The organism is Streptomyces sp. NPDC107471 (assembly GCF_055582845.1).
Genome location: NZ_JBVJPC010000003.1, coordinates 153,741 through 172,670, shown reverse-complemented (window position 1 = coordinate 172,670; position 18,930 = coordinate 153,741). Strand labels below are relative to the sequence as shown.

Sequence of the window (18,930 nt, the reverse complement as noted above, 5' to 3'; positions counted from 1 at the left end):
AGGTTCCCGGCGCCGCCCGCCGGACCCCGCACACGTTATTGCCGCGTTCCCCTGGAGCACCTGTGACGATCACTTCCCCTCACCTCGGCAGCCCGTCCTCCGCCTGGACCGACGCGAGACTGCTGTACGCGCTGGAGGAAGTGGTCGAGAAGGAGCTCAACCGGCATCTGAAGGTCACCAAGGACTGGATGCCGCACGAGTACGTGCCGTGGAGCGACGCCCGCAACTTCCCCGGCTTCTTCGAGGACGGCGAGGCCTGGGAGAAGGGCCAGTCGAAGGTCACCGAGATCGGCCGGATCGCCCTCGTGGTGAACCTCCTCACCGAGGACAACCTCCCCAGCTACCACCACGAGATCGCCTCGCTCTTCGGCCGGGACGGCGCCTGGGGCACCTGGGTGCACCGCTGGACCGCCGAGGAGGGCCGGCACGGCATCGTGATGCGCGACTACCTGCTCGCCTCGCGCGCGGTGGACCCGGACAAGCTGGAGCAGTTCCGGATGGCCCACATGAGCGAGGGCTTCGAGTCGGACAACCGCCACTCCATGCTGCACTCGGTGGCCTACGTGTCCTTCCAGGAGCTCGCGACCCGCGTCTCGCACCGCAACACCGGCCACCAGTCCGGGGACCCGGTCTGCGACCGCATGCTGGCGCGCATCGCGACCGACGAGAACCTGCACATGGTCTTCTACCGGAACCTGCTGAAGGCTGCCTTCGAGCTCGCGCCCGACCTCACGATGATGGCGGTGCGCGACGTGATCGTGAACTTCCGGATGCCCGGCCACGGCATGCCCGGCTTCGAGCGGGCCGCCGCGCAGATGGCGATCGGCGAGATCTACAACATGCGCATCCACCACGACGACGTGCTCCAGCCCGTCCTGCGCTTCCTGAAGGTCATGGAGATCGACGGCCTCGGCCCCGAGGGGCAGCAGGCGCAGGACGAGCTCGGTCTGTTCATGAACGGGCTGGACGCGGAGGCCCTGAAGTTCGACGAGAAGCTCGCGGCGCGCAAGGCGCGGATGGCGGCTCGCGCCGGAGCCTGACACCGCCCGGGCGGGCCCGCGAATTTCCGGTGCAGGCCGCCCGCCGCCTGCGTCATCATGCGGCCATGCATGACAGCAGCATGGACCAGCGGGCCGTCGGCTTCCTGCTGGGCCTGATCGACGCCGACGCCGCCGTACGGGTACGGCGGCGTCTCGGCACGTCCCCGCCCGGCCCGAACGCACGCCGGGTCGCCCAGGCCGTCCTGAGGATGACGCCGGTCCCGTCCTCCGTGCTGGTGTGGATCCTGGAGGAGGACGACCCGGAGCTCAACGCGCTCGTGCACGGGCACCGTTCGGCCGACCCGACGATGCGGCGGGCGGTGCTGCGGGGGGTGCCGTTCGGTCCCGGCCGCCAGGACCCCGTGCCCGTGCCCCGCGCCCTGGTGAAGCACGAGGAGGAGCCGGTTCCGCAGTCCGTCGTGGCGCGAGGGCTGGTCGGGGCGTTGCGTGCCGCCACCGCCATGGGACCGGCCCGCAGCGCGGCGTCCATGGTGCTCGGGCACCGCGACTGGCGGATCGTCACCGCGGCCGACCGCGAACGGCCGTTGCCCGGCTACGCCCGCTGGGCGCTGTCCGTGCGCCCGGACTGCCCGCCCGCGCTGCGCGCGCAGTTCGGCAGCCACGCCAAGTTCGACCATCGCGTCCGGCAGGCCGGCGTCCTGCCCGGTCCGGGTGCCTACGCGACCGCGCACGGACCCGCCGCACAGGTGCTGCGGGTGCTGTCCCTGGGCCCTGCGCTGTTCCCCGCGCGCGTGAACGACGCCGAGGACGCCCTGCGCCCCTTGGTCCGCGAGCACCTGGGGGACCGCGAGGAGGCCTGGGCGGTGCTGGCGCAGCTCCTCGACACCTACCACGGCACCGCGCCGGAGCTGATCATGACGGCGGCCGCGATCGCCTGAACCGCCGGGAAGCGGCCGAGCTCGGCAAGGGGGGCGGGGCGGCTGGATTCGAACCAGCGTGCTTCGGTTCTGGAGACCGGTGCGCCTGCCTCTGCGCTACGGCCCCGCCCTTGGCCCCTGAGCGTAATGCGTTGGCCCGATGTCAGTGGGCGCTGCTACCAATGAGGCACGGGGGAATTCCGGTACGGGGGGCGGGACATGGCGTACGGAGAGCGGGGGCGGCGTGCCCCGGTGGTCGACCTGGCCGACCGCAGGGCGCTGGAGCGGTACCGCCCGGCCGACCCGGGGGCGGTCGACGAGGCACGGCGGCTGAAGGAGGCCGCCCTGCTGGACTTCGGGCTGACCGAGTCGGCGGTGGCGTCCTGGCTGTACGCCAAGTGCCGGCACCAGATCCCGACGACCGCGGTCGACACGGCGGCCGTGGTGGCCTCCGGCGACGGCTCCTGCCTGCTGCTCTACAACCCGGACTTCTTCGTCGGCCTCGGCCTGGACGGCGTGAAGTTCGTGCTGTTCCACGAGGCCCGGCACCTCGTGCAACGGCATCTGTTCACCGACCCGGAGCTGCGCGCGGACCCGGTGTTCGAGCTGGCCTGCGAGGTGTCCGTCAACCATGTGGCGCTGGTCCGGCTGGGGCGGCGGCAGCTCCCCCTGCTGGACGGCCGCCCCACGGGTGTCGACCCGCGCGCCGTCCACGACGCCTACGTCCGGGACCTGACGGCACACGGCCTCGATCCCGTCCCGTACGAGACGTTCACCGAGACGGACATGGGCGTGTACAGCGAGCTGAAGCGCATGCACGACCCGCCCGTCCCCGAGCCCCGGCTCTGCGTCCACCTGCGGGAGGACGGTGTCCCGGCCGACCAGGAGACCGTCGACGCGGTCGTCTCCTCGGCGCTGCTCAACTCCCTGCTGGCGGCCCGGCGCGGGCACACCGGCGCGGAGCGGGAGCTGCTCGACCTGATGGGCCGCACCGAGGACGGCAACAGCCGGGCCGCGCGGATCTGGGGCACCCTCGGCGCAGGCGTGCTGCGCGGCGAGACCACGCGCACGCGTGCGATCGACTGGTGGCAGCGCTGGCTGGTCGACGTGCTCGGCTCCCGGCTGCGCGACGGCGAGCGCCTGGTGTACCCCAAGAAGCGGGGCGCGCTGCTCGCCGCCCTCGGCCAGGACCCGATGCTCTCGCGGCGCGGCCCGGTGCGGGAGAAGGTGCTCGTCGTCGCCTACGACACCTCGGGCTCCATGCCGGACCACGTGATCGAGTGGCTCACCCGGCTCGTGGGGCGGATCGACGGGGTCGAGGCGCACTGGCTCTCCTTCGACGCCGAGGTGATGCCGTTCCGGCCCGGCGAGCGGGTCTACGGCGGAGGCGGCACCAGCTTCCAGGCGGTCGCCGACTACGTGGAGGGCCGCACGGAGGTCCGCGGGCGGCGCTTCGACGTCACCCCGGACGCCGTCGTGATGCTCACCGACGGATACGCCCCGCCCATCACACCCGCCGAGCCGGACAAGTGGATCTGGCTGATCACGGAGGGCGGCCACGACTGGCCGGAGACGCACACCCCCGCGATGGACTGCCATCGCGTCACCACAGGATCGCGGTAGATGACGACCAAGACGGAGCCATTGACCACCTCACGCCTGGAGTCCTTCATCGACGCGATGATCGACATGGGGCATACGGGGCAGATCTTCGGCGAGCACGGCATCGGCAAGACGGCGACGTTCTTCTCGCACATCGCCCGGGCTTACCAGGACACGACGCTGGTGTACGTGCCCGCGGCGAACCTCACCCCGGACGACCTGCTCGTCAACGCCCCGGTGCGCGACCCGCACACCGGCGAACTGGCCCTGCGCCAGTTGGTGATGAGCCAGCTCAAGCCGGGGCGGCCGTTCGTGCTGCTCGTCGACGACTCCCTGCAGGCGGGCGAGACGATCCAGTCGCAGCTCATGCAGATCGCCTGCAACTGGACCCTCGGGGAGCACGATCTGCGCGCTCTGGGCTGCGTCGGCGTCTTCCTCACGGACAACGAGTCGCTCGCCGAGACCTCGGCCCGGCGCAGCGACCTCGCTCTCCTCGACCGCATGGTGACGCTCAGGATCACCGCGAACGACACCTCGTGGCGGCGGCATCTGGCGCACAAGTACCGTCCGTGGGACCTGCGTCCGGTGTTCTCGCTGTGGGCGTCGCTCTCCCCCGCCCTGCGCGAGCTGCTGTCCCCGCGCACCCTCGACCACGTCCTGGCGAACGCACGGGAGGGCTTCCCGCTGCGCTGGGGGCTCCCGCTGGTCGACGGGGAGCGGCTGCGGCTGGCCGAGCCGGGCCGGGACGGCGGACCGGGGCGCAACCGCACCGCCGAGATCCTGGACCGGATCGCCGAGTCCCTCGGCGTGCCCAACCCCGCGACCGTCCCCGACCCGGTGCGGCAGGTCCTGCGGGCGGCACTGCGGGGCCGCTGGACCGTGCTCCTCCAGGGCCCTCCCGGCTGCGGCAAGACGGAGCTGGTGCGGGAGACGGTGCGGGCGGAGCTGGGCCGGGAGCCGCTGTACTTCTCGCTGCCGGTGACGAACGTCGAGGACCTGTGCGCGCCGATCCCCTCGGCCGACGGCACCCTCGACAACCTGCTGGCCGTGCGGTTCACCGGGCCGGAGCCCAAGGCGATCGTGTGGGACGAGTACAACCGGCCCAAGGACAAGGCCGCGTTCGCCAAGCTCATGGAGATCACCCAGGAGTGGTCGCTGGCGGGGCGGCGGATCGAGAACCTCAGGGCGCAGATCGCGGTGCAGAACCCGCCGTACCATCTGGGCCGCAAGATGCTGGTGGCGCGGAACAACATCGCGCAGGCGACCCGTTTCACGGCCTCGCTCCAGGTCGAGCCCGAGGACATACCGGCCAACGAGTGGCTGCTGGCCCGGTACGGCTCGGACGCCGAGACGGTCCTGGAGTGGTGGAAGCACGACATCGACGACGACGGACGGGCCTGGATCACCAAGCGCACGCTGGAGCGGCTGATCAAGCTGCACCGGCGCGGGCTGCCGCTGGAGATGGGCACGGTCTACCTCGGCGACGGCGAGTACGCCCCCGTGCCGCTCACCGCGCTGATCGACCGCTTCCGGGGCCGCCAGGTCACCGGCCTGCGCGAGATCGCGCGGGACGTCGACGCCTGGGAGGCCCGTCTGCGCCGGGCCGCGGACCGCTCCTCGGAGGGCGGCGACGACAGCGACGTCGTCCACCAGGTCCTCGCCAACGCGGAGCTGTCCCAGCTCAGGAAGCACCGCGAGGCGGTGACCCGACTCGTCGCCCTGCTGCCGGCGAAGCTGCGTGCGACCTATCTGGTGGGCGCCTCGGTCCAGCAACAGCGGTTCTGGACGGAGGTGTTCATGGCGATGCGCCGGTGAGTCGACCTCGTCGGGACCACGCCGTCACGGCGGCGGCGCGAGGGGCACGGAGCCGCCTCATGTCAGGGCACCGGGCCCCTCACCACTCCGCCTCCAGGTAGTCCTTCAGGAACACCCCGGACACGGGGTCGCCCGCCTCGCCGCGCACGATCGGGTCGTACACCCGCGCCGCCCCGTCCACGACGTCCAGCGGGGTGCGGAATCCCGCGCGGGCCATCCGCTCCTTCTTCGGTGCCGGGTTCTCGTCGGTGATCCAGCCGGTGTCGACGGCGCACATGTGCACGCCCCGCTCGGCGAGTTCGGCGGCGCTCGTGCGGGTGAGCATGTTGAGCGCGGCCTTGGCCATGTTGGTGTGCGGATGGCCGGCCATTTTGTTGCGGACGGCGAAACGGCCCTCGACGGCCGTCACGTTCACGACGTACCGGCGGGGGTGCGGGGAGGCGAGCAGCAGGGGCAGCAGGCGGTCGCACAGCAGCACCGGGGCGAGCGCGTTGACGAGCTGGGTCTCCAGGACCTCGGCGGGGTCGAGCGCGCCGAGCCGGGCCGACCAGGAGTTCTCCGGGGACGGGTCGGGCAGGAGCCCGGCCTCGTCGGCCTCGCGCAGCGCGACGGGCAGCGCCGCCGCCCCGCCCTCCAGCATCCGCGTCGAGGTGAAGCCCGGCGCCCGCCGCGCCCCCGCGGGCAGTTCGTCGTGCTCGGCGGCGGCGAGGAGGGCGTACGACTCGGGCGGCCGGCGTACCGTCTGCGCGGCGTTGTTGACGAGGATGTCCAGAGGGGCGCCCTCCCGGCACAGCTCCTCGCACAGGCCGAGGACCTGGCGCGGGTCGCGCAGGTCGACCGCGAGGACGGTCAGCCGGTCGAGCCACCGGTCGCTGCCCGGCGCGGCCCGGAAACGGCGCACGGTGTCGTGCGGGAAACGGCTGGTCACCAACAGTTCCGCGCCGTCCCGGAGCATCATCAGGGCGAGCTGGAAGCCGATCTTGACGCGGCCGCCGGTGAGCAGCGCGCGGCGCCCGGTCAGGTCGGTGGCCAGGGCCCGGCGGGCGGTGTTGTCGGCGGCACAGCGGGGGCAGAGGCGGTGGTAGAAGGCGTCAACGTGTCGATAGGACGACTTGCAGACATAGCAGTTGCGGGGCTTGCGGAAGACGCCCGCGTCGCCGGGCACGGCCAGGGGCGCGTCCTCGCGCCGGTCGTGGGCGCCGGTCGCGGTGGCCGCCATGGTGCCGGCGTCGGCGGCGGCCGTCTCGGCACCCCGCGCCTTGCGCCGCCGCAGCCGTCCGTCGCGGGCGAAGGAGGCGGCGACCTGCTCGGCGCGCAGTCGCACCGGGTCGTCGACGGGCAGCTCGCGCAGTCTGCCGACCGTACGGTGGAAGGCAGCCAGCTCCGCCTCGTCGATCATGTCCCCCATGGGTCCCCGCCCCGTTCGCGCCCTGCCGTGGGCCGGGTCGGATTCGAACCGACGTTCCCTTCATGCGATGAAGGTGCGCCTGCCGCTGCGCTACCGACCCCTGTGCCATGGGCCCCGGCCGGATTCGAACCGGCGTATCCGCCCTGAGAAGGCGGCGAGTCTGCCTCTGCTCCACAGGGCCCGCGTGCACGCAGCCCGGGGACCGGATTCGAACCGGTGTGTCTCGCCTTGGCAAGGCGGTGCGCCTGCCTCTGCGCTACGCCCGGGGTGCGCTCCGGGATCCTAACCGCACTCCCGGCCCGTCGGCTCGTCGGTTGTGCAGCCGCGTCTGATCGCCAGCCGTTCCTTCTCGGAGAGACCGCCCCAGACGCCGAAGCGTTCGTCGTTGGCCAGGGCGTACTCGAGGCAGGCCGAGCGCATCTCGCACATGCCGCAGATGCGCTTCGCCTCCCGCACCGAGCTGCCCGGCTCGGGAAAGAAGAAGTCCGCCCCGGTCTGCGCGCACAACGCCTGCGCCTGCCAGGCGGGGTCGGACGGGGTGATGGTGTCGATGTGCATGGCCGAGATCGTGCCGGGCGGCGAAAAACGTTCGATCAACGCGCGATCAACGCCGCCGTTCACGGCCTCCGACAGCCTTGATGGTCCCCCGCCCGGTGCGGGCGCGCACGGCGGCGCGCGGAAACTGTTCATCGGCGTGCCGCCGGGCCCCGCGGGAGGTGGCCGCCGAGATCGTCACCGACTCGCTCGGGCGTCCCGGCGGCGATTGTCAGTGGGCGGTGCAAGACTCGGCGGTACAGGCAACGGGACCCCTCAGAGGAGGGCAGAGATGCTCACGACCCGTTATGTCACCGGCGCTCCCAACTGGATCGACCTCGGCACCCCCGACATCGACGGTGCCACCACGTTCTACGGCGGCCTGTTCGGCTGGGACTTCCAGCCGGGACCGCCCGAGGTCGGCGGTTACGGCTTGTTCCGGCTCGACGGCAGGATCGCCGCGGGTGGCATGCAGACCACACCGGACCAGGGCCCGCCCTCCTGGACCGTGTACTTCCAGACCCCCGACGCGGACGCCACCGCGAAGGCGGCCGAGCAGGCGCACGGAGCGGTGCTGATGCAGCCCATGGACGTCATGGACCAGGGCCGCATGGCGATCCTCGCCGACAAGGCGGGCGTACCCTTCGGCATCTGGCAGCCCGGACAGAACATGGGGCTGGAGGTCACCCAGGAGCCGGGCTCGCTGTGCTGGGTCGAGCTGTACACGGCCGACCTGCCGATGGCCGCCTACTTCTACCGCGCGACCCTCGGCCTGGAGACCTACGCCGTCGACTTCCCCGGCGGCACGTACACCACCGTGCTCCCGGACGGACAGGACGAGGACGCCATGTTCGGCGGCATCGTCCCGCTCGCCGACGACCCGCTGGAGGCGCAGGCCGGGGCGTACTGGATGCCGTACTTCGAGGTCACCGACACGGACAGCGCGGTCGCCAAGGCGCAGGCACTGGGCGGCACCGTCCGGCTGCCCGCCACGGACGTGCCCGGCGTCGGCCGGGTCGCCAAGCTGGCCGACCCCTACGGCGCCCGCTTCGCGGTGATCAGGAGCGATCCGCAGCAGGCGCCCTAGCGGGCGACCGGGGTCAGGCGGAGGCGCGCCGCACCAGCGTGGTGGGCAGGACGACACCGGCCGGTGCGGCGCCCGCGCCTGCGGGGTCGAGGTCCCGCAGCAGCAGGCGGGCCATCAACCGGCCCATCTCCTCGATGTCCTGACGGACCGTCGTCAGCGGCGGATCGGTCTGCTCGGCGACCGGCAGCATGTCGTCGAAGCCGATCACGGCCACGTCCTCGGGCACCCGGCGCCCGCGCTCGCGCAGCACGCGCAGGGCTCCGGAGGCCGTGAGGTCGTTGGCGGCGAACACCGCGTCCAGGTCCGGGCACCGGTCGAGGAGCTCCCGCATCGCCCGCTCCCCGCCGGCCGGGGTGAAGTCCGCCGACACGACGAGCCCGGGGTCGGCGTCGCCCATGACGTCCCGGTAGCCGTCGAGCCGGTCCGCGGCGGAGGTCTGGTCGAGGGGGCCGGTGATGTGGGCGACGCGGCCGCGCCCGAGTCCGACGAGATGCCGTACGGCCTCGCGGGCACCACCCCGGTTGTCGCTGTCGACGTACACGACGTCCGTCGACCCGTCGCTCCAGCCGGGCCGCCCGCCGAACACCGTGGGGACACCGGCCCGTTGGATCAGCCCGGGCAGCGGGTCGTCCAGGTGCAGCGAGAAGACGAGCGCGCCGTCGACGTGCCCTCCGGCGAGGTAGCGTCCAACGCGGGCGTGGTCGTCGCGGCCTTCGGTGAGCAGCAGGACGAGCTGGTTGTCGTGGGCGGTCAACTCCTTGCTGATGCCGCGCAGTTGCAGTGCGAAGAAGGGGTCGGCGAAGACCCGTGTCTCCGGCTCGGCCACGACCACGGCGATGGCGTCGTGCCGCCGGGTGACGAGGCTGCGGGCGGCCTGGTTGGGCACGTAGCCCAGTTCCTCGACGGCCTTGCGGACCCGCTCGACGAGCGGCTCCCTGACCCCGTCCCCGCCGTTCACCACTCGGGACGCGGTGGCCCGCGACACCCCGGCCCGGGCCGCCACGGCCTCCAGAGTCGGGCGCGGCGCTGTCTCGGTCACTTCGGGCTCCTCGTCGGCGGCTGCCGATCAGGATAGCCCCGGACGAGGAGGCGGTGAGAGCGCTCTCGGGAGTGGACTGGGAGGTGGCAGGGGCTGATCCGCACCCGTGGCATGTCTGCCGGGGCCTTCCGGACATCCGGTGAGCGGCTTCAGGTCAGCAGATCCACCCGCCGCCCGATCCCCGCCCGATCCCCGCCGGCTCGGCTCGCCGGTACGCGGTCCAGGCCGACGCGATGTCCTGCCAGGGCATGCCGACGGGGGCGTGGACCGTGCGGTCCGTGTCGGCCGTGCGGCCGGGGTGCTCGGCACGCACGATCGCGCCCAGGGTCGCGTCGGGACGCCTCAACACGCCTGCTTCCGCGTCGAGTTCGCGGTCGTCGACCACCAGCGGTGCCGCGTCCAGCAGGTCGGCGGCCAGTTCCGACCTGCCGGGCTCGTCAACGCCGAGGCTCGTGATGTGCCGGCCCGGTGTCGCGCAGGTGCAGCAGCGGCTCCCGGGACCAGGTCGCCGCCAGGACGATGTCGGCGGCCCCGGCGACGTCCGCGGCGCGGGACAGCACACGGCCGCCGTGCCGTACGGCGAACTCCGCGGCACGGTCGGCGGACGTGTCGTGCACGACGAGGGCACGGCGGGGTCGTAGCACTGCCGGGCCCCGCACCATCTGTTCGGCCTGCGCGCCGCCCCGATCACTCCAACGACGTCTCCACGGCCGGCCGGCAGACGGGTGCCCAGTGCTGCCGCGAGCCCTGTCCGCCACGCCGTGACCGTCGCCGAGTCCAGCAGCGCCGGCAGTTCACCGTCGGTGCCGCTGTGCAGGCAGATCACCCCGCGCAGCGCGGGTCGGGCGCCGGAAAACTTGGCGTCGACCTTCACCGTGCAGGCGGGAACGCCGGGGAGCAGGCCCGGGATCAGCGCGGTCGCCGTGCCGGGGAACGGGAGGTCCGTGCGCACCCCTCGCCCCGCGACCCACCCGCTGTCCGCGTCCCGGAAGCCGTCCCGCAGGACCTCGACGCAGGCCGCCGGCTCCAGCACCGTCTCCGGATCACCGCGGGTGAGAAGAAGAGTCACCCGCCCGTGATCGGTCAGTGGTGGTGCTCGGCACGCTGCCCGCTGTGTTCGTGCGGTTCGTACCCGGGGATCGTCCCGTCCGTCTTCTTCACCAGGAACAGGCCGACCATGCCCATGTCGGAGTGGCTCTGCACATGGCAGTGGTACATCCACGCGCCCGGCCCGACCCCCTCCCCCGCGATCACCTGGAAGCCGAAGGAGTCCGCCGGGCCCACGATCTTGTTGTCGACGACCTGGCTCGGGTCGTCGGGGCCGGTGAGCATGCCGGTGCGATTGTCCGCCCAGCGGTGACCGTGCATGTGGAAGGTGTGGTAGTACTCGCCGTGCGTGATCATCACGAACTCGACCCGATCGCCCACCGTGGCCTCGAAGTTGGGCCCCGAGTGCGCCGGCTTGTTGTTGATGAGCATGTCGTTGAAGACGATGGTGTGGGTCACGTCGGGCAGGATGTCGCCCTTGCGGCGGACGATCACCGGGCCGTAGAGGCCCTTGCGGATGCCGGTGGTTCCGTGTTCCGTGCCGACGACGTGGTCGTGGTAGTGCCAGTAGCCCGCGCTGCCCGCCCGCCAGGTGCCGTCGCCGCGGCGGCCCGGGGCGTGGGTGCGCCAGGTGTAGGTGCGGGTGCCGCCCGGCTCCACGTCGCTGTTGTTCAGCTTCGTCCCGTCGCTGGAGATCTCGTAGTCCAGGCCGTGGACGTGCAGGCTCGCCCGGACGTCCATGGTGTTCTCGAACTCGATGTGCAGGGTGTCGCCCTCGTTGAGCTCGATGAGCGGGCCGGGGATGGTCGCCTTCCCCTTCTCCAGGCCGTAGCCCATCTGCCCGTCGGCCAGTCTCTCGGCGTACAGCTTGATGCGCTTGACCTCGCCGCCGCCCGGGGCGGCCTGCGCGGGACCCGCGTCACTGCGGGCCTCCGGGGCCAGGGACAACGATGTCGCGACCGCCGCGCCGCCGAGCAGCACCCGCCGGTTGAAGCCACGTCTGTTCAGTGCGCCCATGCAGAACTCCCCACCGTGATACGGGTTTTGCGGAGACGTACCTGTGATGAACCTGTGAGACGGTACCGGCCGTGGAGCGGTTTATCCACACTCAGGACAAAGTTGGCGGCATCCCGGTCATAGGTATTGGCGAGTGAGGCAAAGGGGTCTAGCTTCCAAGGCGCTGTTGCTGTGACCGAGGAGGTGCCCATGCACTTACGAGGGTTGAGCGCGAGAAGCGGAGGAAGCGCGAGGAGACGGATCTGGACGGCCACCGTGACCGCGGGGGTCGTCACCGCCGGACTGATGTCCGGACCGGCCGCGGGGGCGCTGCCCGCCCCCGACCGAGCCGCGACAACGATGTCCGTCAAGTCGCCACCGGGCGGCGGGGACGTACGGGTGCTGGTCTTCTACGGGACCGCGGCGGGCGGCGACGAGTCGCCGGTCGTCAACGCCGGGATCGCGGCGATCGAGAGCATCGGGCTGTCCGGTCCGACGAACCAGCGGTTCGAGACCGAGGCCACCGACGACGCGAGGGTCTTCACCGACGAGCAGGCGCTCGGCGGTTACAACGCGATCGTCTTCCTGACCGGCGGCGGCGACGTCCTCGACCCCGAGCAGGAAGCGGGCCTGGAGGCCTACATGGAGGCGGGCGGCGGCTTCGTCGGCATCCATGACGCGGCCCGCGCCGAGCCGTACTCCGACTGGTTCACGGGGCTCGTCGGAGCCCGCCCGGCGACCTCGAGCCCGACGGCCGTACAACGGGCCACCGTCGAGGTGGGCGACCGGCAGCATCCGGCCACCAAGGACCTGCCGGTGCAGTGGAAACGCCCCGACCAGTGGTTCAACTGGACGAAGAACCCGTCCGGCGCCGTGCACACCGTGGCCCGGGTCCGCGAGTCGACCTACCAGCCCGGCGCGGGCGCCAACGGCTGGGACCACCCGGTGAGCTGGTGCCGGGACTACGACGGCGGCCGGTCCTTCTACACCGGCATGGGCGGCACGGTCTCCTCGTACGACGAGACGGACTTCCGGGCCCATCTGCGCGGCGCGCTGCTGTGGACCTCGCGTCTCGCGCAGGCCGACTGCAAGGCGACGATCAACGCCAACTACAAGGCGGAGCGCCTCACCCAGCCCAACCAGCCGGGGCAGAACGACCAGATCGGTGAACCGCACGGCCTGGTCACCGCGCCTGACGGACGGGTCCTGTACATCGGCCGGGGCGGCGCCGACTCCTCCCAGCCCGTGATCACCGACTGGAACAACCCCGACATCGGCAAGGGCAAGGGCGAGATCCACGTCTACGACCCCACCTCCAAGAAGGTCACCCTCGCGGGCGCGTTGACCGTCTTCGGCAACAAGGGCGGCGGCGACGAGCTGGTCAAGGTCGAGGAGGGGCTGCTCGGGATCGAGCTGGACCCGCGCTTCGAGGAGAACGGCTGGGTGTACCTGCACTACACCCCGCACTCCGGCGTCAACCGTGACACGCGGATGGCCGAGCGGCGGGTCTCCCGGTTCACCCTCGACCTCGCCACGAACAAGCTGGACCTGAACAGCGAGAAGGTCCTCCTCAAGTGGCCGGTCCAGGTGCACAGTTGCTGCCACGCGGGCGGCGGGATGGCCTGGGACTCGAAGGGCAACCTGTACATCGCGACCGGCGACAACAACTCCAGCGGCTTCAGCGGCGGTTACTCGGGCAACAACCCGCAGCCGAACTACAAGGGCGTCTCCTTCGCGGACGCGCGCCGCACCGCCGGCAACACCCACAACCTCAACGGCAAGATCCTGCGCATCCACCCGGAGGCGGACGGGACGTACACCCTGCCCGAGGGGAACCTCTTCACCGGCAAGGAGACCGCAGAGGGCGGCGGCAAGACCCGCGGCGAGATCTACGTCATGGGCGTCAGGAACCCGGCGCGGATCTCCGTCGACAAGAAGACCGACGTCCTGTACGCCGGCTGGGTCGGGCCGGACGCCGGCGCGCCCTCGACGACCTGGGGCCCGGCCAAGTACGACACCTTCGCCGTCATCACCAAGGCGAGCAACCGGGGCTGGCCGTACTGCATGGGCAACAAGCAGCCCTACCGGGACCGCAACCTGCCCAACCCCGACCAGCCGCTGGGCTGGTACGACTGCGACCACCCGAAGAACGAGTCGCCCAACAACGACGGTCTGGTCAACCTCCCGCCGGTCACCGGCAACAACATCTGGTACTCGCCGCAGGGCGGTGCCCCGGACTACCCGCGCAACGCGAGCGGGATCCCGTCCTACAAGCAGGAGGAGGCCAAGTACCTGCTGCCGTGGCTGAAGGGCGGCGGCCAGGCCGCGATGAACGGGCCGGTCTACCGCTACGACACCGCAGCGGCCGGCAGCACCGTCAAGTGGCCCCCCTACTGGGACGGCAAGTGGTTCGTCGGCGACTTCTACGACGCCGACCAGCCGCGCAACGCGGTCATCACCGACCCGCGGACCCACGGTGAGGGCGGACTGCCCGTCCACTCCGAGTCGATCAAGAAGATCGTGCCGATCGGCAACGACGGCATCAAGAACCTCATGGACTGGAAGTTCGGCCCGGACGGCGCGCTGTACGTCCTCGACTACGGGCGCGGGTTCTTCACCTCCGACGCCAAGTCGGCCCTGTGGCGGGTCACTTACCAGGGCGGCGGGCCGACCCCGGCCGCCGGACAGCTCGCGAGAGGAGGGCAGTGATGCACCCCCGGAGAGCTCTGACCGTCCTGGTGGCCGCCCTGCTGATGATGCTCGGCCTCCAGTCGACGTCCCAGGCCCGGCCCGAACCGGTCGCCGCGGCGGCCCAGACACTCACCTGGACCGCCGGCGACGACATCACCAAGTACACCTCGGCCCCGACGACCGCGGTCGCGGGTTCGGCCACGATCGTCTTCGAGAACAGCGCGGCCACCGGCAACACCACCGGCATGCCGCACACGCTGACCTTCGTGACCAGCGATCCCGAGTTCAACAACGACGTCGAACTCAACATCCTCGCCAACCCCAACGACGACATGGGCGGCCGTCACACCGCCGAGGTCACGCTCACCCCGGGCCGCTACTTCTACCACTGCACGATCCCGGGCCACGGACAGATGCAGGGCATCCTGGTGGTGACCGAGGGCAGCGGCGAGGACACCACCGCGCCCTCGACGGCCGCCCAGGTCACCGGCACGCAGAACGCGCAGGGCCAGTACGTCGGTTCGGCGAGCGTGGCGGTCACGGCGACCGACGAGGCCGGCGGCTCCGGCGTCGACCGGATCGAGTACGGGATCGGGGACACGGGCGCCTGGCAGCCGTACACCGCCCCGGTCGTCGTCGACCAGGTCGGCGACCACAAGGTCCGCTACCGGGCCGTCGACAAGGCGGGCAACGTCTCCGCCGAGAAGACCGCCTCGTTCACGGTCGTCCCGCCGCCCTCCGACGACACCGCCCCGCCGGACACCTCGGCGACGGTCAGCGGCGAGCAGAACCCGGACGGTACCTACATCGACATGGCCACGGTGACCGTGTCGGCGTCCGACACCGGCTCCGGGGTCAACACCATCGAGTACGCGGTGAACGACGGGAGTTGGCAGCCGTACACCATGCCGGTGATGGTGCACCAGGTCGGCGCCCACACCGTGCGCTACCGGGCGACCGACAAGGCGGGCAACGTGGCCGCCGAGAAGAGCGTCCGGTTCACGGTCGTCGCGGCGGCCCCGCAGGACACCGTCCCGCCGGTCACCGGTGTGACCGTGGACGGCACGCGGAACTCCGACGGGGCGTACGTGGGCAACGCCCGGGTGACCGTGAGCGCCACGGACGAGGGCGGTTCGGGGGTCGCCGGGATCGAGTACTCGATCGACGCCGGCCCCTACCTCACGTACAACGCTCCCGTGGTCGTCGACCGGGCGGGCACGCACACCCTGGCCTACCGGGCGACCGACAAGGCCGGCAACACCTCGACGGCGCGCACGGTGACCTTCACCGTGGTCTCCAGTCAGGTGCCGGCGCCCAATTGCGCCGAGCTCGACGAGCGGTTGACGGTGATCGTCGGCACGGTCGACTCCGGGGTGCCGAACCGGATCACCAACAGCCGGTGCCGTATCAACGAGTTGATCGAGGACGAGAAGGAGTGGACGTCCCATGCGCTGTTCCTCAAGCACGTGAAGACGGTCCTCGACAGGCTCTTCAAGGAGGGGGTCGTCGACGAGCGCGAGTACGACGCGATCGACGCGGCGGCCCGTGAGTCCGGGATCGGCAGGCCCGGACAGACCGACGGCTACCGCACGATCCTCGACGGCAGCGCGGCCTCCTTCGCCAAGTGGCAGCAGGTGGGCGGTGGTTCCTTCGCGCCGAACGGCGACGGTTCCATCACCTCCGGCACCACGAGGGACGGTCTCGGCATGCTCTGGTTCCCGGAGCGCAAGTACGGCGACTTCTCGCTCAAGCTCCAGTGGCGGGACGACGCCCCGGGCACCGGCAACGCCAACTCCGGTGTGTTCGTGCGGTTCCCGTGGGTCCACGACCACCCGGAGGAGCCCCGGCCGGAGTGGGCGGCCATCAAGTACGGCCACGAGGTGCAGGTGTTCGACCGGCCGGACGGCGACATGTACAAGACCGGGTCGATCTACGGCTTCGACCGGGTGGGGCTCGCCGGTGCGGGCGTCACCCAGAAGGGCACGTGGAACGACTACGAGATCCGGGTGGTCGACCAGCACTACTCGGTCTACCGCAACGGCGTGCTGATCAACGAGTTCGACAACTTCGCAGGACAGGACTTCTACCCCGCCCGCTCGGACGACCCGGGCACGGACGGACGGCGGTTCTCCTCCGGCTACATCGGACTCCAGGTGCACAGCACGACGGACGTGGTCTCGTACCGGGACGTCAGGATCAAGGAGCTGTAGTACCGGGCTTCCTGGCACGGCTCGGCTGTACCCGCTTGGGCTCCCCCGGCATCTTGGGATACTCGGGCGGGTACGGCAGATCGCCCAGGCCGTGGTCGTGCTCGTCCCGCCGGGCCAGCTCCAGCAGGGGTTCCAGCGAGAAGGCGTGATCGTCCATGTCCGCGTGCACGTCGCCGAGTTCGGCGAAGCGCGCGGGCATGGTCGCGATGTCGAAGTCCTGCGGGTGCGCCTCGCCGACCTCCTCCCAGCGCAGGGGGGCGGAGACGGGGGCGTGCGGGCGGGGCCGTACCGAGTAGGCGGAGGCGATCGTGCGGTCGCGGGCCGTCTGGTTGTAGTCGATGAAGATGCGCTCGCCCCGCTCCTCCTTCCACCACTTGATGGTCACGTGCTCCGGCATCCGGCGTTCCATCTCGCGTCCGACCGCGATCGCGGCCCGCCGCACCTGGGTGAAGGTCCAGAGCGGTTCGATGGGCACGAAGACGTGCAGTCCGCGTCCGCCGGAGGTCTTGGGCCAGCCCCGCAGACCGCCGAACTCCGCCAGCACCGACCGCAGTTCGTGGGCCGCGCGCACGGCGTCGTCGTAGTCCGTGCCGGGTTGCGGATCCAGGTCGATGCGGAGTTCGTCCGGGCGGTCGACGTCGGTGCGGCGGACCGGCCAGGGGTGGAAGGTGAGCGTGCCGTACTGGGCGGCCCACAGGACGGCGGCCTCCTCGGTGGGGCACATCTCGTCGGCGCTGCGGCCGCTGGGGAAGGTGATGTGGGCGGTCGGGATCCAGTCGGGCATGTTCTTGGGGGCCCGCTTCTGGAAGAAGTTCTCGCCGGTCACCCCGTCCGGATAGCGCTCCAGGGTGGTGGGACGGTCCCGCAGGGCGCGCAGGATGCCGGGGGCGACGGACTGGTAGTAGCGGGCGAGGTCCAGCTTGGTGAAGCCGCGCTCCGGGAAGAAGATCTTGTCCGGGCTGGACAGCCGTACGGTCCGGCCGCCCGCCTCCAGTTCCACCGCGTCACCCATGCGAGCCACGGTAAGCGAGCCCGGCATATCAGGCATTTCGGGGCATGCGCGGGCAGAATCGGACCATGGATCTGCCGGTGATGCCCCCTGTGAAGCCCATGCTCGCCAAGTCGGTGGCGAAGATCCCGCCGGACATGCACTACGAGGCGAAGTGGGACGGCTTCCGGGCGGTCGTGTTCCGCGACGGAGCGGAGGTCGAGCTGGGCAGTCGTACCGGCAAGACGCTGACCAGGTACTTCCCCGAGCTGGTGGAGGCGCTGCGGGAGCGGCTGCCCGAGCGCTGCGTGATGGACGGGGAGATCGTCATCGCCCGGGACGGGCGGCTGGACTTCGACGCGCTGACCGAGCGGATCCATCCGGCGGCCTCCCGGGTGCGCACGCTGGCGGAGCGGACGCCGGCCTCCTTCGTGGCCTTCGACCTGTTGGCCCTGGCGGACGAATCCCTGCTGAACGTCCCGCTGACGGACCGGCGGCAACTACTCACGGCGGCCCTGTCCGACGCGACACCGCCCGTGCACGTGGCGCCGGCGACGACGGACATCGAGGTGGCCCGGCAGTGGTTCGAGGAGTATGAGGGCGCGGGCCTGGACGGGGTCATCGCCAAGCCGCTCACGCTGCGCTATCTCCAGGACGAGCGGGCCATGTTCAAGATCAAGCACGAGCGCACGGCGGACGTGGTGGTCGCGGGCTACCGGCTGCACAAGAGCGGCCCGGTCGTCGGCTCACTGCTGCTCGGCCTGTACGACGACCGGGGCGCGCTCCAGCACGTCGGCGTGTCCGCGGCCTTCACCATGAAGCGCCGCGCCGAGCTGATCGGGGAACTGGAGCCGCTGCGGATGGCGGACGTCTCCGGGCATCCGTGGGCGGCCTGGGCCGAGGAGGCCGCCCACGAGAGCGCCCGGCTGCCCGGGGCGCCGAGCCGCTGGTCGGGCAAGAAGGACCTGTCCTGGGTGCCGCTGCGGCCGGAACGGGTCGCGGAGGTGGCGTACGACCACATGGAGAACGGCGCACGGTTCCGCCACACCGCCCGCTTCCGCCGCTGGCGCCCCGACCGCACCCCGGAGAGCTGCACATACGCCCAGTTGGAGGAACCGGTCCGGTACGACTTGGACGAGATCCTGGGCTGAGGGGGCGCGGGGACCGCGTCGGCGGGGGCGACCGAGTCGGCTCTGCGCCGACGGATCCGACCCCTCGGGGGGCCTGGACTGCACCGGCGGGACCCCCACGATCTGAACGGCGTCAGCCGGGTGGCCGACGGGAGCTATCTCTTCGAAGCCCGCCGGCGCACCCCAGGAGCCCCGCGAGGCCTGGACTGCGCCAGCGGGACCCTGCGGTCGGAGCGGCGTCAGCCGAGTGGGTCGGCCGGGGCCCGTTGCCGGCCGGCGCGACCCAGACGGGAGGGGCCCCGCGAGGCCTGGACTGCACCACCGGAACCCCCGCCGTCGAAGCGGCGTCAGCCGAGTGGGTCGGCCGGAGCCCGTTGCCGGCCGGCGCGACCCAGACGGGAGGGGCCCCGCGAGGCCTGGACTGCACCACCGGAACCCCCGCCGTCGAAGCGGCGTCAGCCGAGT

Annotated in this window: 13 protein-coding genes, 4 tRNA genes and 1 pseudogene; 8 read left to right on the top strand and 10 right to left on the bottom strand. The window is 71.5% G+C overall.

Going from position 1 to position 18,930, the window contains the following annotated elements:
- The first annotated feature begins 62 nt into the window (after positions 1-62).
- Entirely contained in the window at positions 63-1,040 is a 978-nt protein-coding gene (locus tag ACZ66S_RS10265) for an acyl-ACP desaturase (RefSeq protein WP_469901061.1), read from the top strand.
- A gap of 65 nt (positions 1,041-1,105) precedes the next feature.
- Positions 1,106-1,939, top strand: coding sequence for a hypothetical protein (locus ACZ66S_RS10260; protein WP_469901060.1), 834 nt, complete (start codon positions 1,106-1,108; stop codon positions 1,937-1,939).
- A gap of 32 nt (positions 1,940-1,971) precedes the next feature.
- Here ACZ66S_RS10260 and ACZ66S_RS10255 read toward each other — a convergent pair.
- Positions 1,972-2,047, bottom strand: a tRNA-Trp gene (locus tag ACZ66S_RS10255).
- A 90-nt stretch (positions 2,048-2,137) separates the two neighbouring features.
- On the opposite strand from ACZ66S_RS10255, the gene ACZ66S_RS10250 reads away from it, so the two are divergent.
- Together ACZ66S_RS10250 and ACZ66S_RS10245 are read left to right on the top strand one after the other, a co-directional pair.
- A complete protein-coding gene (locus ACZ66S_RS10250; RefSeq protein WP_469901059.1) occupies positions 2,138-3,541 on the top strand; it encodes a DUF2201 family putative metallopeptidase in 1,404 nt (467 codons plus the stop codon).
- Positions 3,542-5,335: an AAA family ATPase gene (locus ACZ66S_RS10245; RefSeq protein ID WP_469901058.1), complete on the top strand. Its 1,794-nt coding sequence runs from the start codon at positions 3,542-3,544 to the stop codon at positions 5,333-5,335.
- A gap of 79 nt (positions 5,336-5,414) precedes the next feature.
- On the opposite strand, the gene ACZ66S_RS10240 is transcribed toward ACZ66S_RS10245, so the two are convergent.
- From ACZ66S_RS10240 to ACZ66S_RS10220, 5 genes are all read right to left on the bottom strand, one after another.
- The gene (locus tag ACZ66S_RS10240; RefSeq protein WP_469901057.1) at positions 5,415-6,743 is read right to left on the bottom strand and encodes an SDR family NAD(P)-dependent oxidoreductase; all 1,329 of its coding nucleotides are present in this window, start codon (positions 6,741-6,743) and stop codon (positions 5,415-5,417) included.
- A gap of 28 nt (positions 6,744-6,771) precedes the next feature.
- Positions 6,772-6,843, bottom strand: a tRNA-Ala gene (locus tag ACZ66S_RS10235).
- A gap of 9 nt (positions 6,844-6,852) precedes the next feature.
- Positions 6,853-6,924: transfer RNA gene (locus ACZ66S_RS10230), tRNA-Glu, on the bottom strand.
- A 12-nt stretch (positions 6,925-6,936) separates the two neighbouring features.
- Positions 6,937-7,010, bottom strand: a tRNA-Gly gene (locus ACZ66S_RS10225).
- A gap of 15 nt (positions 7,011-7,025) precedes the next feature.
- On the bottom strand, positions 7,026-7,301 hold the full coding sequence (locus ACZ66S_RS10220) for a WhiB family transcriptional regulator (RefSeq protein ID WP_469901056.1): 276 nt from the start codon (positions 7,299-7,301) through the stop codon (positions 7,026-7,028).
- A gap of 268 nt (positions 7,302-7,569) precedes the next feature.
- Here ACZ66S_RS10220 and ACZ66S_RS10215 point away from each other — a divergent pair, with 268 nt between their 5' ends.
- Positions 7,570-8,364 carry a VOC family protein gene (locus ACZ66S_RS10215; RefSeq protein WP_469901055.1) on the top strand — a complete coding sequence of 265 codons (795 nt, stop codon included), beginning with the start codon at positions 7,570-7,572 and terminating at the stop codon, positions 8,362-8,364.
- Between the two features lie 13 nt (positions 8,365-8,377).
- Here ACZ66S_RS10215 and ACZ66S_RS10210 read toward each other — a convergent pair whose 3' ends face one another.
- The 3 genes and pseudogenes from ACZ66S_RS10210 to ACZ66S_RS10200 form a co-directional block, all read right to left on the bottom strand.
- Positions 8,378-9,403 (bottom strand): LacI family DNA-binding transcriptional regulator, encoded by a 1,026-nt coding sequence (locus tag ACZ66S_RS10210; protein WP_469901054.1) that lies wholly within the window; start codon positions 9,401-9,403, stop codon positions 8,378-8,380.
- A 154-nt stretch (positions 9,404-9,557) separates the two neighbouring features.
- Positions 9,558-10,472: pseudogene (locus ACZ66S_RS10205) on the bottom strand (ornithine cyclodeaminase family protein).
- A 14-nt stretch (positions 10,473-10,486) separates the two neighbouring features.
- On the bottom strand, positions 10,487-11,467 hold the full coding sequence (locus tag ACZ66S_RS10200; RefSeq protein ID WP_469901053.1) for a multicopper oxidase domain-containing protein: 981 nt from the start codon (positions 11,465-11,467) through the stop codon (positions 10,487-10,489).
- Positions 11,468-11,656: 189 nt separating this feature from the next.
- Here ACZ66S_RS10200 and ACZ66S_RS10195 point away from each other — a divergent pair, with 189 nt between their 5' ends.
- On the top strand, positions 11,657-14,155 hold the full coding sequence (locus ACZ66S_RS10195) for a ThuA domain-containing protein (RefSeq protein ID WP_469901052.1): 2,499 nt from the start codon (positions 11,657-11,659) through the stop codon (positions 14,153-14,155).
- Entirely contained in the window at positions 14,155-16,347 is a 2,193-nt protein-coding gene (locus ACZ66S_RS10190) for an OmpL47-type beta-barrel domain-containing protein (RefSeq protein WP_469901051.1), read from the top strand. The genes ACZ66S_RS10195 and ACZ66S_RS10190 overlap by 1 nt, the downstream gene beginning before the upstream one ends.
- On the opposite strand, the gene ligD is transcribed toward ACZ66S_RS10190, so the two are convergent.
- A complete protein-coding gene (gene ligD, locus ACZ66S_RS10185) occupies positions 16,334-17,359 on the bottom strand; it encodes a non-homologous end-joining DNA ligase (RefSeq protein WP_469901050.1) in 1,026 nt (341 codons plus the stop codon). The genes ACZ66S_RS10190 and ligD overlap by 14 nt on opposite strands.
- Before the next feature lie 65 nt (positions 17,360-17,424).
- Between ligD and ACZ66S_RS10180 the strand changes: the two genes are divergently transcribed.
- A complete protein-coding gene (locus ACZ66S_RS10180) occupies positions 17,425-18,486 on the top strand; it encodes an ATP-dependent DNA ligase (protein WP_469901049.1) in 1,062 nt (353 codons plus the stop codon).
- The last annotated feature ends 444 nt before the right edge of the window (positions 18,487-18,930 follow it).

Bases quoted from the DNA above. Each gene is read 5' to 3' on its own strand.
- ACZ66S_RS10260 (WP_469901060.1), top strand. From the start codon at position 1,106: ATGCATGACAGCAGCATGGACCAGCGGGCCGTCGGCTTCCTGCTGGGC.
- ACZ66S_RS10250 (WP_469901059.1), top strand. From the start codon at position 2,138: ATGGCGTACGGAGAGCGGGGGCGGCGTGCCCCGGTGGTCGACCTGGCC.
- ACZ66S_RS10245 (WP_469901058.1), top strand. From the start codon at position 3,542: ATGACGACCAAGACGGAGCCATTGACCACCTCACGCCTGGAGTCCTTC.
- ACZ66S_RS10240 (WP_469901057.1), bottom strand. From the start codon at position 6,743: ATGGGGGACATGATCGACGAGGCGGAGCTGGCTGCCTTCCACCGTACG.
- ACZ66S_RS10220 (WP_469901056.1), bottom strand. From the start codon at position 7,301: ATGCACATCGACACCATCACCCCGTCCGACCCCGCCTGGCAGGCGCAG.
- ACZ66S_RS10215 (WP_469901055.1), top strand. From the start codon at position 7,570: ATGCTCACGACCCGTTATGTCACCGGCGCTCCCAACTGGATCGACCTC.
- ACZ66S_RS10200 (WP_469901053.1), bottom strand. From the start codon at position 11,467: ATGGGCGCACTGAACAGACGTGGCTTCAACCGGCGGGTGCTGCTCGGC.
- ACZ66S_RS10195 (WP_469901052.1), top strand. From the start codon at position 11,657: ATGCACTTACGAGGGTTGAGCGCGAGAAGCGGAGGAAGCGCGAGGAGA.
- ACZ66S_RS10190 (WP_469901051.1), top strand. From the start codon at position 14,155: ATGCACCCCCGGAGAGCTCTGACCGTCCTGGTGGCCGCCCTGCTGATG.
- ligD (WP_469901050.1), bottom strand. From the start codon at position 17,359: ATGGGTGACGCGGTGGAACTGGAGGCGGGCGGCCGGACCGTACGGCTG.
- ACZ66S_RS10180 (WP_469901049.1), top strand. From the start codon at position 17,425: ATGGATCTGCCGGTGATGCCCCCTGTGAAGCCCATGCTCGCCAAGTCG.